This window comes from Streptococcus sp. 2154, from assembly GCF_013277255.1.
GTDB lineage: Bacteria > Bacillota > Bacilli > Lactobacillales > Streptococcaceae > Streptococcus > Streptococcus pseudopneumoniae.
The window spans coordinates 1-14,845 of record NZ_VMMK01000058.1; the positions used below are offsets into that span (position 1 = coordinate 1).

Below are 14,845 nucleotides of genomic sequence, written 5' to 3' on the forward strand. Positions count from 1 at the left end.
CAGTAACCATACATACGGTAGGGCGACGATGACGTGGTTTGAAGAGATTTTCGAAGAGTATTAACTATTATGCTTTACAAACTAGTGTAGAAGTGATATACTATAGGTGAAGTTACTAGTAGGTATTACAAAATAGATTAGAAGGGAGAAGTGATGAAAGAAACTCAGCTATTAAAAGGTGTTCTTGAAGGTTGTGTCTTGGATATGATTGGTCAAAAAGAGCGGTATGGTTATGAGTTGGTTCAGACTTTGCGAGAGGCTGGATTTGATACTATCGTTCCAGGAACTATTTATCCTTTGTTGCAAAAGTTAGAAAAAAATCAATGGATAAGAGGCGACATGCGCCCGTCGCCAGATGGTCCAGATCGGAAGTATTTTTCATTAATGAAAGAAGGAGAAGAGCGTGTCTCGGTCTTTTGGCAACAATGGGACGATTTGAGTCAAAAAGTAGAAGGGATTAAGAATGGGGGTTAAACCATGAAGAAAATGAAGTATTATGAAGAAACAAACAATTTGTTGCATGAGTTTTCTGAGGACAATCAGCAGTATTTTGAGGAGTTGTGGGAAAGTTTTAATCTTGCTGGATTTCTCTATGATGAAGACTATCTCAGAGAGCAGATTTATTTGATGATGTTAGATTTTTCAGAAGCAGAACGAGATGGCATGAGTGCAGAGGATTATTTAGGTAAGAATCCTAAAAAATTAATGAAAGAGATGCTCAAGGAAGCACCACGTAGTTCGGTCAAAGAGTCCTTTTTAACACCAATTCTTGTCCTGGCGGTATTACATTACTATCAACTACTAGGCGATTTTTCTAAAGGTCCTCTCTTAACAGTCAATTTGCTCACGTTTTTAGGGCAACTTCTTCTTTTTCTAGTTGGCTTTGGGCTTGTGGCTACAATCTTACGTTGGAGCTTAGTCCAAGATTCTTCTAAAATGAAAATTGGCACCTATATTGTCGTTGGGATTCTTGTTCTGCTAGTTGTTCTGGGATATGTAGGAATAGGAAGTTTTGTACAAGAAGGAGCCTTTTATCTTCCTGCTCCCTGGGACAGTTTCCTTGTCTTTACGCTTTCTCTAGTCATCAGTATTTGGAATTGGAAAGAAGCGGTCTTTCGTCCCTTTGTCAGTATGATTGTTGCCCATCTTGTGGTGGGTTCTCTGCTCCGTTATTATGAGTGGATGGGCATTTCAAATGTTTTCCTCACAAAGATTATTCCTTTAGCTGTCCTCTTTATTGGAATCTTTGTCTTGTTCCGTGGGTTTAAGAAGATAAAATGGAGTGAAATATAGTCAAAAAGCCGTTGCAAAGCGGTTTTTTGTTATAATTAAATGAAGAATGTAGAATTAAAGGAGAAAAATTTGATGAGATACATAACTCTTGGTCAAGATGACAAAGAATTATCAGAAATTGTTCTCGGAATGATGAGAATAGAAGATAAGTCTGTAAAAGAAGTTGAAGAGCTTGTAGAAACAGCACTTTCTGTTGGAATCAATGCTTTCGACTTGGCTGATATTTATGGTCGTGGTCGTTGTGAAGAACTGCTAGGTCTTGTCCTAAAAAATCGTCCAGATTTAAGAGAAAAGATGTGGATTCAGTCCAAATGTGGCATTCGCATTGAAGAATTTACCTATTTTGATTTTTCTAAGGACTATATTATAAAATCAGTTGACGGTATTTTGCAAAGATTGAAGATTGATCATCTAGATAGCTTGCTTCTTCATCGACCAGATGCTTTGATGGAATCTGACCAAGTAGCAGAAGCCTTTGATCTCCTTTATAAACAAGGTAAGGTTCGAGATTTTGGAGTTTCTAATCAAAATCCTATGATGATGGAGTTACTTAAAAAAGATGTCAAGCAGCCGTTAGCTGTTAATCAGCTGCAATTGAGTGCGGCTTTTACTCCAGGATTTGAATCAGGTTTTCATGTTAATATGGAAGATAGTCAAGCAGCTATGCGAGATGGCAGCATTTTTGAATATTGCCAATTACACGATGTGGTCATTCAAGCCTGGTCTGTCTTACAATTCGGGTATTTTAAAGGGAATTTTGTTGGAAATGAGAAATTTCAAGCTTTAAATCAAGTACTTGATCGTTTAGCTATTAAATATGGAGTAACCCCTTCAACTATTGCCATTTCTTGGATATTGCGTTATCCAGCAAAAATGCAGGCAGTCGTAGGTACCACAAATCCTAATCACTTGAGAGAAGTTAGCCAAGCGGCAAACTTTAGCTTAACAAGAAAAGAATGGTATGAAATTTATCTTGCAGCAGGGAATAATTTGCCGTAAGTAGAAGCAGATGTAAATAAATCACAGTCAAAAAGCCGTTGCAAAGCGGTTTTTTTGTTATAATGAAGGGAAGAATTATTGATTTTAAAGGAGAATAACATGACTTTTGAAGAAATCCTGCCTGGGTTAAAGGCTAAGAAAAAATATGTACGAACTGGTTGGGGAGGTGCTGAAAACTATGTCCAACTTTTTGACACTATCGAGCAAAATGGGGTTGCACTTGAAGTGACGCCCTACTTCCTAATCAACGTTTCTGGCGAAGGAGAAGGTTTTTCCATGTGGAGTCCGACACCTTGTGATGTTTTGGCGACGGATTGGGTAGAAGTACATGACTAGACGCGTATTGATTACGGGAGTAAGTTCAGGGATTGGTCTGGCTCAGGCTCGACTCTTTTTAGAGAAGGGCTATCAAGTTTATGGAGTTGACCAAGGTGAAAATCTACTCTTAGAGGGTGATTTTCACTTTTTACAGAGAGATTTGACCTTGGACTTGGAACCTATTTTTGACTGGTGTCCTCAGGTTGAGGTTTTGTGTAATACTGCTGGAGTTTTGGATGATTACAAACCACTGTTGGAACAATCAGTGCAGGAAATTCAGGAGATTTTTGAAATCAACTACGTTACTCCAGTAGAGTTGACTCGGTATTATTTGACACAAATGCTAGAGAATAAAAAAGGAATCATTATCAATATGTGCTCCATTGCTTCTAGCCTAGCAGGTGGAGGTGGTCACGCCTATACTTCATCTAAGCATGCCTTGGCTGGATTTACCAAGCAGTTGGCTCTAGATTATGCAGAAGCTGGGATTCAGGTCTTTGGTATCGCTCCAGGAGCAGTCAAGACGGCTATGACCGCTGCGGATTTTGAGCCAGGAGGCTTAGCTGACTGGGTGGCTAGTGAAACACCAATCAAGCGCTGGATTGAACCAGAGGAAATAGCAGAGCTTAGCCTTTGCTTAGCTAGTGGAAAAGCAAGCGCCATGCAAGGACAAATCTTGACAATAGATGGCGGCTGGTCTTTGAAGTAGGAGGATCTGATGGAAGTCAAAAGACACTTTGGAGTCTACGCTGTTTGCTTTGAAAATGGGAAGTTACTCTGCATTGAAAAAACGAGAGGCCCTTATCAACATAGGTATGACCTACCTGGAGGCAGTCAGCAACTTGGTGAAGGACTGACGGAAACGCTGACTAGAGAAGTTATGGGAGAGACGGGATTTACTGTTAGAAGCTACTCTAATCCTCGAATCTACGATGTTTTCGTCAGGGAAGAGTTAAAAAATTTTATGGTTCACCATATCATGGCCTTGTATGATGTTGAAATGAATGAGAGTGTACCTCTAGTTACAATTTTGGAATCTGTGTCTGATGGTGCGAATGATTCACTTGGATATATTTGGATGGATATTCAAGAGATCACAGAAGAAAATGCATCGCCATTAGTCTTGAAGGTTAAGTCTGAATTATTAGGATTTCCAGAACTGGACAAGATCTCTTACATGAATTGGAAGGTGAAGTAGGGGGATAATGGAACTATTTAAAACATGGAAGAAAAATATGGTTCTCTATGGTCTTAAATCTCAAATCGGAACTGTCTACCGAAACAATGATAGGACAACAAGCTTTTATGATGTTGGGAATTTTCTATACCTAGCAGGGGAGTTGGATTCCAGATTTTGGGAAGATTTTGTTAGAAAATATGGTTTAGATTATAAGATTATTATTTCAGAAAATACTAATTGGCAAGATTTTCTGCATCGAAAAGTGGGGCTAAATTCTTTTACTCGCTATTCTTTTAAAGATAAGGCAAATTTTCAAGTTGAATTTTTAAATAATCTAGTTACTCATTTAGAGGAAGGTTACAATATTGTGCCTATTGATAATCATATTTATAACTGCTTTTCTACGGAAGAATGGTCACAGGATTTACAGGGGGATTTTGAATCCTATCAGGATTTTGTTTTAAAAGGTGGATTTGGCTTTGTGATTCTTAAAAATAATGAACTGATTTGCTGGAATTTCCTCAGGGTTAGTTTACCGTGAAGCAGTTGAAGTGGAAGTTGCAACTAGACCAAACGAACAAGGAAATGGATTTGCTAAAAAGCTTGGTGCTGCAATGATTCTAGAGAGTTTAAATAGAGATATGTTTCCACTTTGGGATGCTCATAACGAGGCTTCCAAAAAAGTAGCAGAATTTTTAGGATATGAGTTAGCTGAACCTTATGAAGCTTTTGAACTAGAGGAAAGTTTCATATAATTATATATGATATTGTATCTTTTAAGACGAGGTGAATGGCTATGAAAAATCAACTTGCCCTTAGTGGCGAAAAAATTCTTGAAAAAATTTATCCTCAACTATTTCACCACGTCGGCATGATTCGTGGGGAATATTTGTTGAGAGAGCTTAATCAAAACATCATATTAGCAAGTTGTCAGCAATTTGTAAAAGATTATCTAGAGACTATCTGCTCCCTGTACTCAGATGAAGAAGTTTGGTATCGTTTTTCTGAATTAACGAATACAGAAGCCAATTGTTTAGTGGGGACTAGAGAGTTTTTTGACGAAGGGCATCCCTTGTTTGGCTATAGAGGAACTAGGCGTTTGCTGGCGTGTCCGGATGAATTTCAGGCTGAAGCACATGTCGTTACAGAAGTTTATCAAAACAATCCCAATCTATCTGTTATCTTTCCTTTTGTCAATGATGCCGACCAATTAAAACAAGCTATTACAGTATTGCGTCAGTATGGCTTTACTGGGAAAGTCGGAACGATGATTGAATTACCGTCAGCGTATTTTGACTTATCTAGTATACTGGAAACGGGCATTTCAAAGATTGTAGTTGGAATGAATGATTTGACTTCCTTTGTTTTTGCGACTATGAGAAACAGTCAATGGCATGATATGGAAAGTCCAATAATGTTAGATATGCTAAGAGATATGCAGGATAAAGCAAGAATTAAAAATATTGACTTTGCTGTGGCAGGTTATCTGAATACTTCTTCCATACAAAAAATGAATCAGATGGGGATTGAGTGCATTATCCACTATAGTTCTATTCCAGCGATTTTTAATTTAGAGATTGACCATCCAGACCACCTCGAACGTGTAAAAGAAGAAAGTAAAAAATTACAAAGGAGCACCCATGACACCGCAAGAAATGTGGAATAAATACAAACAAATCAATCCTTCTATCGGAGATGAAATCGATGCTTGGTCTTTTGGAGTGGAACCAGACCTTTTAGCAGATTTGGTTTTAAGAGGCGAAAAGACTGCAACAGCATCAGCCTACGATCTCTATGCACTAGAAGACGAGTCTCTTCCTCAAGAAGGAACTTTTGATGTCATTTTAGATAGTCAAAATCAGGCTGTCTGTATTGTTGAAATTACAAAGGTTTCTGTCCAGCCCTTCAATCAAGTTTCTGCTGATCATGCCTTTAAGGAAGGGGAAGGTGACAAATCCCTAGCCTATTGGCGCCAGGTTCATGAGGATTTTTTCAGAGACTGCTTGGGTGAAGCAGGATTGACTTTTACACCTGAAAGCAAGGTTGTTTTAGAAGAATTTCGCAAGGTCTACCCACTGTAGACTGTTAGACGGAAGAAAGTTTTGGAAATCGCCGTCCAATCCTTTTTTCTCAAGCAAAATATGATATAATAAGTTTGTTTGAAGAAGAGCAGCAGCTCTTAAACTTAGAATAGGAGAAAACTATGCAAGCAGTTGAACATTTTATTAAGCAATTTGTTCCTGAACATTACGATTTATTTTTAGACTTGAGTCGTGAGACCAAGACGTTTTCAGGGAAGGTGACCATCACTGGTCAAGCACAGAGTGACCGCATTTCCCTTCATCAAAAAGACTTGGAAATCGCTTCTGTAGAAGTTGCAGGTCAAGCTCGTCCATTTACAGTTGACCATGACAATGAAGCTCTTCATATTGAATTAGCTGAGGCTGGTCAAGTTGAAGTGGCTATCGCTTTCTCAGGAAAAATTACAGACAACATGACAGGGATTTACCCTTCTTATTATACAGTTGATGGAGTCAAGAAGGAGGTCTTGTCTACTCAGTTTGAGAGCCATTTTGCGCGCGAAGCTTTCCCATGTGTGGATGAGCCTGAAGCCAAAGCAACTTTTGACCTCTCTCTTTGCTTTGACCAAGCAGAAGGTGAATTGGCCTTGTCAAACATGCCAGAAATCGATGTTGAAAACCGTAAGGAAACAGGTATCTGGAAGTTTGAGACAACACCTCGCATGTCTTCTTACTTGTTGGCCTTTGTTGCTGGTGATTTGCAAGGGGTGACCACTAAAACTAAGAATGGTACCCTCGTTGGTGTATACTCTACCAAAGCACATCCACTTTCTAACCTTGATTTCTCTTTGGACATTGCCGTTCGCTCTATCGAGTTTTACGAAGATTACTACGGAGTCAAGTATCCAATCCCTCAATCTCTCCATATCGCCCTTCCTGACTTCTCAGCTGGAGCTATGGAAAACTGGGGTCTTGTGACCTACCGTGAAGTTTGCTTAATTGTAGATGAAAACTCTACATTTGCCAGTCGTCAACAAGTTGCCCTTGTTGTGGCACATGAATTGGCTCACCAATGGTTTGGTAACCTCGTAACTATGAAATGGTGGGATGACCTTTGGCTCAATGAAAGCTTTGCTAACATGATGGAATATGTCTGTGTGGATGCCATTGAGCCAAGCTGGAATATCTTTGAAGATTTCCAAACAGGTGGAGTACCTCACGCTCTTGAACGCGATGCGACTGATGGTGTTCAGTCTGTTCACGTCGAAGTCAAACACCCAGATGAAATCAATACGCTCTTTGATGGCGCTATCGTCTATGCCAAAGGAAGCCGTCTCATGCACATGCTTCGTCGTTGGCTAGGTGATGCCGATTTTGCCAAAGGTTTGCATGCCTACTTTGAAAAACATCAGTACAGCAATACCATTGGTAGTGACCTTTGGGATGCTCTTGGTCAAGCATCTGGCCGTGATGTCGCAGCTTTCATGGATTCTTGGTTGGAACAGCCTGGTTACCCAGTTCTTACTGTCAAAGTTGAAAATGATGTCTTGAAGATTTCACAAAAACAATTCTTCATCGGTGAGAACGAAGACAAGAACCGTCTCTGGGTGGTGCCCCTCAATAGCAACTGGAAAGGCTTGCCTGATACACTCGAAACTGAAAGTATCGAAATCCCTGGCTATGCAGCTCTTCTTGCTGAGAATGAAGGAGCTCTTCGTCTCAACACTGAAAATACTGCCCACTATATTACCGACTATCAAAGAGACTTGTTAGAAGCTGTTCTTGCTGAGCTAGAGACACTTGATAACACAAGCAAACTGCAAATTGTTCAAGAGCGTCGTTTGTTGGCTGAGGCAGGGCACATTTCTTATGCAGACTTGCTTCCAGTTCTTGATAAACTTGCTAAGGAAGAGTCTTATCTGGTGGTTTCAGCTGTTTCTCAAGTGATTTCAGCCCTTGAGCGCTTTATTGATGAAGGAACGGATGCTGAAAGAGCCTTCAAAGCCTTGGTTGCTAAATTGGCTCGTCATAACTATGACCGTCTTGGTTTTGAAGCTAAAGACGGAGAATCAGATGAGGATGAATTGGTTCGTCAGCTGGCTGTTTCGATGATGATTCGCTCAAATGATGCAGAAGCTAGTCAAGTCGCTAGCCAAATCTTTGCAACACACAAGGAGAATCTTGCAGGACTCCCAGCAGCTATTCGCTCACAAGTTCTGATTAATGAGATGAAACATCATGAGACTAAAGACTTGTTAGCACTTTATCTTGATACTTATACGCATGCAACAGATGCTGTCTTTAAACGCCAGTTGGCAGCAGCTCTTGCATACAGTACAGATGCGGACAATATCCAAACCTTGATTGCTGCTTGGAAGGACAAATTTGTGGTCAAACCACAGGACTTGTCTGCTTGGTATTACCAATTCCTAGCTCATCAAGCAACTCAGAAAACAGCTTGGTCTTGGGCGCGTGAAAACTGGGCTTGGATTAAGGCAGCCCTTGGTGGAGATATGAGCTTTGATAGCTTTGTTATCCTTCCTGCTCATGTATTTAAGACTCAGCAACGCTTGGCGGAATACAAGGAGTTCTTTGAGCCGCAACTTTGTGACCTTGCTCTTAGCCGTAACATCGGTATGGGAATCAAGGAAATTGCAGCGCGTGTTGACTTGATTAGCCGTGAAAAAGCTGCAGTCGAAGCAGTTGTTCTTCAATACGGAAATGCATAAATAAGCCTAAAATAAAAAGAAAACTCAGCTATCTCATGTAAAATGCAGAGAGTTGAGTTTTTTTTAAGGCAAATTTGGTATAATAGTTTTAATAAGGAGGAGTTTCTCATGATAAAAATCTTATTGGTTGAGGATGACCTAGGCCTGTCAAATTCAGTATTTGACTTTTTAGACGATTTTGCGGATGTCATGCAGGTATTTGATGGAGAAGAAGGTCTCTACGAAGCTGAAAGTGGTGTCTATGACTTGATTTTGCTTGATTTGATGTTGCCAGAAAAAAATGGCTTCCAAGTCTTGAAAGAATTGCGTGAAAAGGGGATTACGACTCCAGTTCTGATCATGACTGCCAAGGAAAGTTTGGATGACAAGGGACATGGATTTGAACTGGGAGCAGATGATTATCTGACCAAACCTTTCTACTTAGAAGAACTCAAAATGCGGATTCAGGCCCTTCTCAAACGTTCAGGTAAGTTTAATGAAAACACCTTGACTTATGGAAATATTGTAGTTAATTTGTCAACCAATACTGTTAAGGTTGAAGATACTCCAGTCGAATTACTGGGGAAAGAGTTTGATTTATTGGTTTATTTCCTTCAAAATCAAAATGTGATTTTGCCTAAGACGCAGATTTTTGATCGTCTATGGGGATTTGATAGTGACACAACGATTTCAGTTGTCGAAGTTTATGTTTCAAAAGTCCGTAAGAAATTAAAAGGAACCACTTTTGCAGAGAATTTGCAAACCTTGCGCAGTGTTGGGTATATTTTAAAAGATGTTCAGTAAACTAAAAAAAACATGGTATGCGGATGATTTTAGTTATTTTATCCGCAACTTTGGTGTCTTCACTCTGATTTTCTCTACAATGACTCTGATTATTTTGCAGGTCATGCATTCGAGTCTCTATACTTCGGTGGATGATAAACTCCACGGACTGAGTGAAAATCCTCAAGCAGTTATTCAACTGGCAGTGAATAGGGCAACAGAAGAGATTAAAGATTTAGAAAATGCTAGGGCGGACGCTAGTAAAGTAGAAATAAAACCTAATGTCAGTTCCAATACGGAAGTCATTCTCTTTGATAAGGACTTTACTCAACTTCTTTCTGGAAATCGATTTTTGGGCTTGGATAAGATTAGGTTAGAGAAAAAAGAACTAGGCCATATCTACCAGATTCAGGTTTTTAATAGCTATGGGCAGGAAGAAATCTATCGCATGATTTTGATGGAAACCAATATCAGTTCGGTTTCAACCAATATCAAGTATGCAGCTGTCTTGATTAATACCAGTCAGTTGGAGCAGGCCAGTCAAAAGCATGAGCAATTGATTGTCGTTGTGATGGTAAGTTTCTGGATTTTGTCTTTGCTTGCAAGTCTTTATCTAGCTCGGGTTAGTGTTCGACCCCTGCTTGAGAGCATGCAGAAGCAGCAGTCCTTTGTGGAAAATGCCAGTCATGAGTTACGGACTCCACTTGCAGTTTTGCAAAATCGCTTAGAGACCCTTTTCCGTAAGCCAGAAGCTACCATTATGGATGTGAGCGAAAGTATTGCATCGAGTTTGGAAGAAGTCCGAAATATGCGTTTTTTGACGACAAACTTGCTGAACTTAGCTCGGAGAGATGATGGGATTAAGCCGGAGCTTGCAGAAGTTCCAACTAGTTTTTTCAATACGACTTTCACAAACTATGAGATGATTGCTTCGGAAAATGATCGTGTCTTCCGTTTTGAAAATCGTATCCATCGTCCGATTGTCACAGACCAGCTTCTCTTGAAGCAGTTGATGACTATCCTATTTGATAATGCTGTCAAGTATACTGAAGAGGATGGTGAAATTGATTTTCTTATCTCGGCGACCGATCGTAATCTGTATTTACTGGTTTCTGATAATGGAGTCGGTATTTCGACAGAAGATAAAAAGAAAATTTTTGATCGTTTTTATCGAGTGGACAAGGCTAGAACTCGTCAAAAAGGTGGTTTCGGTTTAGGATTATCTCTGGCCAAGCAAATTGTAGATGCGCTTAAAGGAACCATTACTGTTAAAGATAATAAACCCAAGGGAACAATCTTTGAAGTGAAGATTGCCATCCACACACCATCGAAAAAGAAAAAATAAAAAGAGTCTGGGGCAAAAGTCTAACCTTAAATATAAAAAGCGAACAAAACAAGTTATCTGACACTCAGAATTCTGTTTTGTTCGCTTTTTTGTCTAATCTATCGATTTTAAAAACTTATAATAAAGAATTCCTAAAATCAAAATCCTTTTGTCCCAGACTCTTTTGGATTTATTTTCTACGTTTTCGTTTGATAATAGACCGTTGAACTTTTAAAACAAGTAAGCTGGATCCGATTGCTGCGGCAAAGGCAAGAGCAGTTGATAATTTTAATGCTAAAAAGATAAAACTAAAGATAGCAATACAGATACAAAAAACAGCGATATTAACAAAAAATAAAATTTCTTTGAGATTGCTATCAGCTTGTGCTTCAGGTGCATAAGCTTGATAATGAGGAAGTTGCTGGTTTAATTCTTCTTGATAGTCTACCTCATAGGATTGTAATTTTCTTACGGGCATGATTCTCTCCTTAACAGTACATACCTATTTTATCATTTTTTCGGCAGAGAATTATTACAGAAAGGTTACAAAAAGAATAAAGTCCCTTTTCATTTTCAAAGCATGGCTGATTTGCTAGAAATGTGGTATAGTTTTTCCTATGGAAAAGATTATCATTACAGCAACTGCTGAAAGTATTGAACAAGTCGAACAACTACTCGAAGCTGGCGTAGACCGTATCTATGTCGGTGAGAAAGATTTTGGCCTTCGTCTGCCAACAACCTTTAGTCATGACCAATTGCGTGAAATCGCTAAGTTGGTTCATGATGCTGGTAAGGAATTGCTCGTTGCGGTCAATGCTCTCATGCACCAAGATATGATGGACCGTATCAAGCCTTTCTTAGACTTCTTGGAAGAAATCAAGACAGACTATATTACGATTGGGGATGCAGGCGTCTTTTACGTAGTTAACCGCGATGGTTATTCATTTAAGACCATCTACGATGCTTCAACCATGGTAACTAGCAGTCGTCAGATTAACTTCTGGGGACAAAAGGCTGGCGCATCTGAGGCTGTTTTGGCGCGTGAAATTCCATCAGCTGAACTTTTCAAAATGCCAGAGATTTTGGAAATTCCTGCTGAAGTTTTGGTTTACGGTGCTAGCGTCATCCATCATTCTAAACGTCCACTCTTGCAAAACTACTATAACTTTACACATATCGATGATGAAAAGACGCATAAACGTGACCTCTTCTTGGCTGAGCCAAGTGATCCAGAGAGCCACTATTCCATTTTTGAAGATAATCATGGGACCCATATCTTTGCCAACAATGACCTTGATTTGATGATCAAATTAACAGAATTGGTGGAGCATGGCTTTACTCACTGGAAATTAGAAGGTCTCTATACACCTGGTCAGAACTTTGTTGAGATTGCAAAACTCTTTATCCAAGCGCGTAGCTTGATCCAAGAGGGCAACTTTAGTCATGACCAAGCCTTCTTGCTGGATGAAGAAGTGCGCAAGTTACATCCTAAAAACCGTTTCCTTGATACAGGATTTTATGATTACGATCCTGACATGGTTAAATAAAGTAAATGATTCGTTGAGAGAAGGAAGATGCAAATATTTCTTCTCTCAATTTTTCTTATTCTCCAATATTTTCAAAAAAATCAGCAGGCTAGGATGCTCTGTTTGCTGGGATTTTTAACACAAGTAACCTTCTTGAGTTTGAAAATTATCACATGTTTGCAGGTGCCAAATGGCCCTTTTTTTGGTATAATTTTTTATAATGAAAACGATTGGTAATCGCTATGTTGTGGTGGATTTAGAGGCAACTAGCACAGGTAGTAAGGCTAAAATTATCCAAGTGGGAATTGTCGTGATTGAGGACGGAAAAATCGTTGATCACTATACGACGGATGTCAATCCACATGAACCCTTGGATGCTCATATCAAAGAACTGACAGGATTGACAGACCAACGTCTGGCGCAAGCACCTGATTTTTCGCAAGTTGCTAGAAAAATCTTTGACTTGGTAGAGGATGGGATTTTTGTAGCCCACAATGTTCAGTTTGATGCCAATCTTTTGGCGGAAAATTTATTTTTTGAAGGTTATGAGCTAAGAAATCCTCGTGTTGATACGGTCGAATTGGCTCAGGTCTTTTTCCCTGAACTGGAAAAATATAGTTTGCCGATATTGTGCCGAGAATTAGGAATTCCTCTTAAACACGCACACACAGCCCTTTCAGATGCCCAAGCTACAGCAGAATTACTTCTTTTTTTACGGGAAAAGATGACCCAGCTTCCTAAAGGACTCTTGGAACGCTTGCTGGAAATGGCTGACGCCCTCCTATATGAGTCCTACCTGGTTATTGAAGAAATTTATCGCAGCCAATCTATTCTGAGTTCTTCAGATTTGGTCCAAGTTCAAGGACTGTATTTCAAGAAAACTGCAGATCCCATGGAGTCACGAAAACTATCTCAAGATTTTTCTAAAAATATTTCTCTGTTGAATCTTGAAGTGAGGGAGGAGCAAGAAAATTTTGCTAAAGAGGTTGGCTTGCTATTGAAAGATGAGCCTGTATCATTAATTCAAGCGCCGACTGGGATTGGGAAAACTTATGGCTATCTCTTACCCGCTTTATCTCAAGCCAAAGAGCATCAGATTGTCCTTAGCGTTCCGACAAAGATTCTTCAAAATCAAATCATGGAAGAAGAAGGTAAACGTCTCAAGGAAGTGTTCCATATAGATATTCATAGTTTAAAGGGGCCTCAAAATTATCTGAAGTTGGATGCCTTTTATCGTTCCTTGCAGGAAAATGATGAAAATCGCTTATTTAGACGCTTTAAAATGCAAGTCTTGGTCTGGCTGACAGAGACAGAGACAGGAGATTTGGATGAAATTGGTCAACTCTACCGTTACCAACATTTTCTAACAGATCTTCGTCATGATGGGAATTTATCATCCCAAAGCTTATTTGTGACGGAAGATTTTTGGAAACGTAGTCAAGAAAGAGCACAAACCTGCGATCTTTTAGTGACCAATCATGCCTATCTTGTAACCAGACTTGAAGATAATCCTGAATTTGTCAGTGACCGTTTACTGATTATCGATGAAGTTCAAAAAGTTTTGTTGGCTTTAGAAAATCTGCTTCAAGAGACCTACGATATCCAGTATATTATTGATTTAGTTGATAAGGCCTTACTGGAGGAGCAAAATAAGGTCCAGCAACGAATACTAGAAAGTATTCGCTTTGAGTGCTTCTACTTGATAGAACAATTTCAGTCTGGTAAATCTAGGAAAAATATCTTAGATTCTCTAGCCAATCTCCATCAGTATTTTTTAGAATTAGAAGTAGAAGGCTTTGAGGAGCTGGTCCGCTATTTTACAGCTGACCGAGATTACTGGCTTGAAGCAACTGAAACGAGTCAAAAGAAAATTCAGATTTCTTCTACAAAATCTGGCCGTATTCTTCTGTCCTCTTTAATACCTGAGAGTTGTCAAGTCTTGGGAGTATCGGCTACTCTTGAGATTAGTCAGAGAGTTTCTTTGGCAGACCTGTTAGGCTATCCTGAAGCCAAATTTCTTAAGATTGAAGCTCGTAGAAAACAGGACCAAGAAGTGGTCTTGGTCAAAGATTTCCCTCTGGTGACAGAAACTTCCTTAGAAGTCTATGCCAAAGAGGTAGCTGATTTACTAGTGGAAATTCAAGCTTTCCAGCAACCGATTTTGGTTCTCTTTACCGCTAAAGATATGCTTCTAGCAGTTTCAGACATACTTCCTGTAAGCCATCTGGCTCAGTATAAAAATGGGGATGTTCATCAGCTAAAGAAGCGCTTTGAAAAAGGAGAACAACAAATCTTGCTTGGTGCAGCAAGTTTCTGGGAGGGAGTTGATTTTTCAAGTCATCCTTTTGTGATTCAAGTTGTACCAAGACTTCCTTTCCAAAATCCCCAAGAGCCCTTGACGAAAAAGATCAATCAGGAACTAATTCAAGAAGGGAAAAATGCCTTTTATGATTATCAATTGCCAATGGCCATTATTCGTTTAAAACAGGCTTTGGGAAGAAGTATGAGACGCGAACACCAACGTTCTTTAACTCTTATTTTGGATAGGAGAATTGTCGGAAAACGATATGGTAAGCAAATAGTGACTTCTCTAGCAAAAGAAGCGACTGTTAAAACCGTCTCTCGATCCGAAGTTGATGAAGCTGTTGATAAATTTTTAAATGAACTTTGATAAATAGTATTGTATGAAAGTA

Annotated in this window: 14 protein-coding genes and 1 pseudogene; 14 read left to right on the forward strand and 1 reads right to left on the reverse strand. The window is 39.3% G+C overall.

All coding sequences use genetic code 11. The features are described from left to right. Window positions 1-153 precede the first annotated feature (153 nt). The 12 genes and pseudogenes from HT693_RS09630 to ciaH all read left to right on the forward strand — a co-directional run bounded on the left by HT693_RS09630 (window position 154) and on the right by ciaH (window position 10,647). Window positions 154-474 (forward strand): PadR family transcriptional regulator, encoded by a 321-nt coding sequence (locus HT693_RS09630; RefSeq protein ID WP_000665420.1) that lies wholly within the window; start codon window positions 154-156, stop codon window positions 472-474. 3 nt (window positions 475-477) lie between these two features. Then, on the forward strand, window positions 478-1,293 hold the full coding sequence (locus tag HT693_RS09635) for a hypothetical protein (RefSeq protein ID WP_000738385.1): 816 nt from the start codon (window positions 478-480) through the stop codon (window positions 1,291-1,293). A gap of 72 nt (window positions 1,294-1,365) precedes the next feature. Continuing rightward, a complete protein-coding gene (locus HT693_RS09640; protein ID WP_001269443.1) occupies window positions 1,366-2,292 on the forward strand; it encodes an aldo/keto reductase family oxidoreductase in 927 nt (308 codons plus the stop codon). Between the two features lie 99 nt (window positions 2,293-2,391). Next, window positions 2,392-2,628, forward strand: coding sequence for a DUF2829 domain-containing protein (locus HT693_RS09645; RefSeq protein WP_000141913.1), 237 nt, complete (start codon window positions 2,392-2,394; stop codon window positions 2,626-2,628). Then, window positions 2,621-3,319 (forward strand): 3-oxoacyl-ACP reductase, encoded by a 699-nt coding sequence (locus tag HT693_RS09650; protein ID WP_000198454.1) that lies wholly within the window; start codon window positions 2,621-2,623, stop codon window positions 3,317-3,319. The genes HT693_RS09645 and HT693_RS09650 overlap by 8 nt, the downstream gene beginning before the upstream one ends. A 9-nt stretch (window positions 3,320-3,328) precedes the next feature. Next, window positions 3,329-3,808: an NUDIX hydrolase gene (locus HT693_RS09655; protein WP_172925137.1), complete on the forward strand. Its 480-nt coding sequence runs from the start codon at window positions 3,329-3,331 to the stop codon at window positions 3,806-3,808. A gap of 7 nt (window positions 3,809-3,815) precedes the next feature. Beyond that, a pseudogene (locus tag HT693_RS09660) lies at window positions 3,816-4,545 on the forward strand (GNAT family N-acetyltransferase). A 41-nt stretch (window positions 4,546-4,586) separates the two neighbouring features. Continuing rightward, complete coding sequence (locus tag HT693_RS09665; protein WP_172925138.1) at window positions 4,587-5,456, forward strand: putative PEP-binding protein; 870 nt, start codon at window positions 4,587-4,589, stop codon at window positions 5,454-5,456. Next, window positions 5,431-5,871, forward strand: a complete 441-nt coding sequence (locus HT693_RS09670) for an ASCH domain-containing protein (RefSeq protein ID WP_023938236.1) — start codon at window positions 5,431-5,433, stop codon at window positions 5,869-5,871. The genes HT693_RS09665 and HT693_RS09670 overlap by 26 nt, the downstream gene beginning before the upstream one ends. Window positions 5,872-5,993: 122 nt before the next feature. Then, window positions 5,994-8,540 carry a M1 family metallopeptidase gene (locus tag HT693_RS09675; RefSeq protein WP_138704796.1) on the forward strand — a complete coding sequence of 849 codons (2,547 nt, stop codon included), beginning with the start codon at window positions 5,994-5,996 and terminating at the stop codon, window positions 8,538-8,540. A 108-nt stretch (window positions 8,541-8,648) separates the two neighbouring features. Then, window positions 8,649-9,323 (forward strand): two-component system response regulator CiaR, encoded by a 675-nt coding sequence (gene ciaR, locus HT693_RS09680; protein WP_000590639.1) that lies wholly within the window; start codon window positions 8,649-8,651, stop codon window positions 9,321-9,323. Beyond that, window positions 9,313-10,647, forward strand: a complete 1,335-nt coding sequence (gene ciaH, locus HT693_RS09685; protein WP_023938233.1) for a two-component system sensor histidine kinase CiaH — start codon at window positions 9,313-9,315, stop codon at window positions 10,645-10,647. Before ciaR ends, ciaH begins: the two co-directional genes overlap by 11 nt. 169 nt (window positions 10,648-10,816) lie before the next feature. Here ciaH and HT693_RS09690 read toward each other — a convergent pair whose 3' ends face one another. Then, on the reverse strand, window positions 10,817-11,104 hold the full coding sequence (locus HT693_RS09690) for a DUF3270 domain-containing protein (RefSeq protein ID WP_023933508.1): 288 nt from the start codon (window positions 11,102-11,104) through the stop codon (window positions 10,817-10,819). Between the two features lie 139 nt (window positions 11,105-11,243). Between HT693_RS09690 and HT693_RS09695 the strand changes: the two genes are divergently transcribed. After that, window positions 11,244-12,173 (forward strand): peptidase U32 family protein, encoded by a 930-nt coding sequence (locus HT693_RS09695; RefSeq protein ID WP_050223418.1) that lies wholly within the window; start codon window positions 11,244-11,246, stop codon window positions 12,171-12,173. A 199-nt stretch (window positions 12,174-12,372) separates the two neighbouring features. Next, window positions 12,373-14,823, forward strand: a complete 2,451-nt coding sequence (locus tag HT693_RS09700; protein ID WP_172925139.1) for a bifunctional DnaQ family exonuclease/ATP-dependent helicase — start codon at window positions 12,373-12,375, stop codon at window positions 14,821-14,823. The last annotated feature ends 22 nt before the right edge of the window (window positions 14,824-14,845 follow it).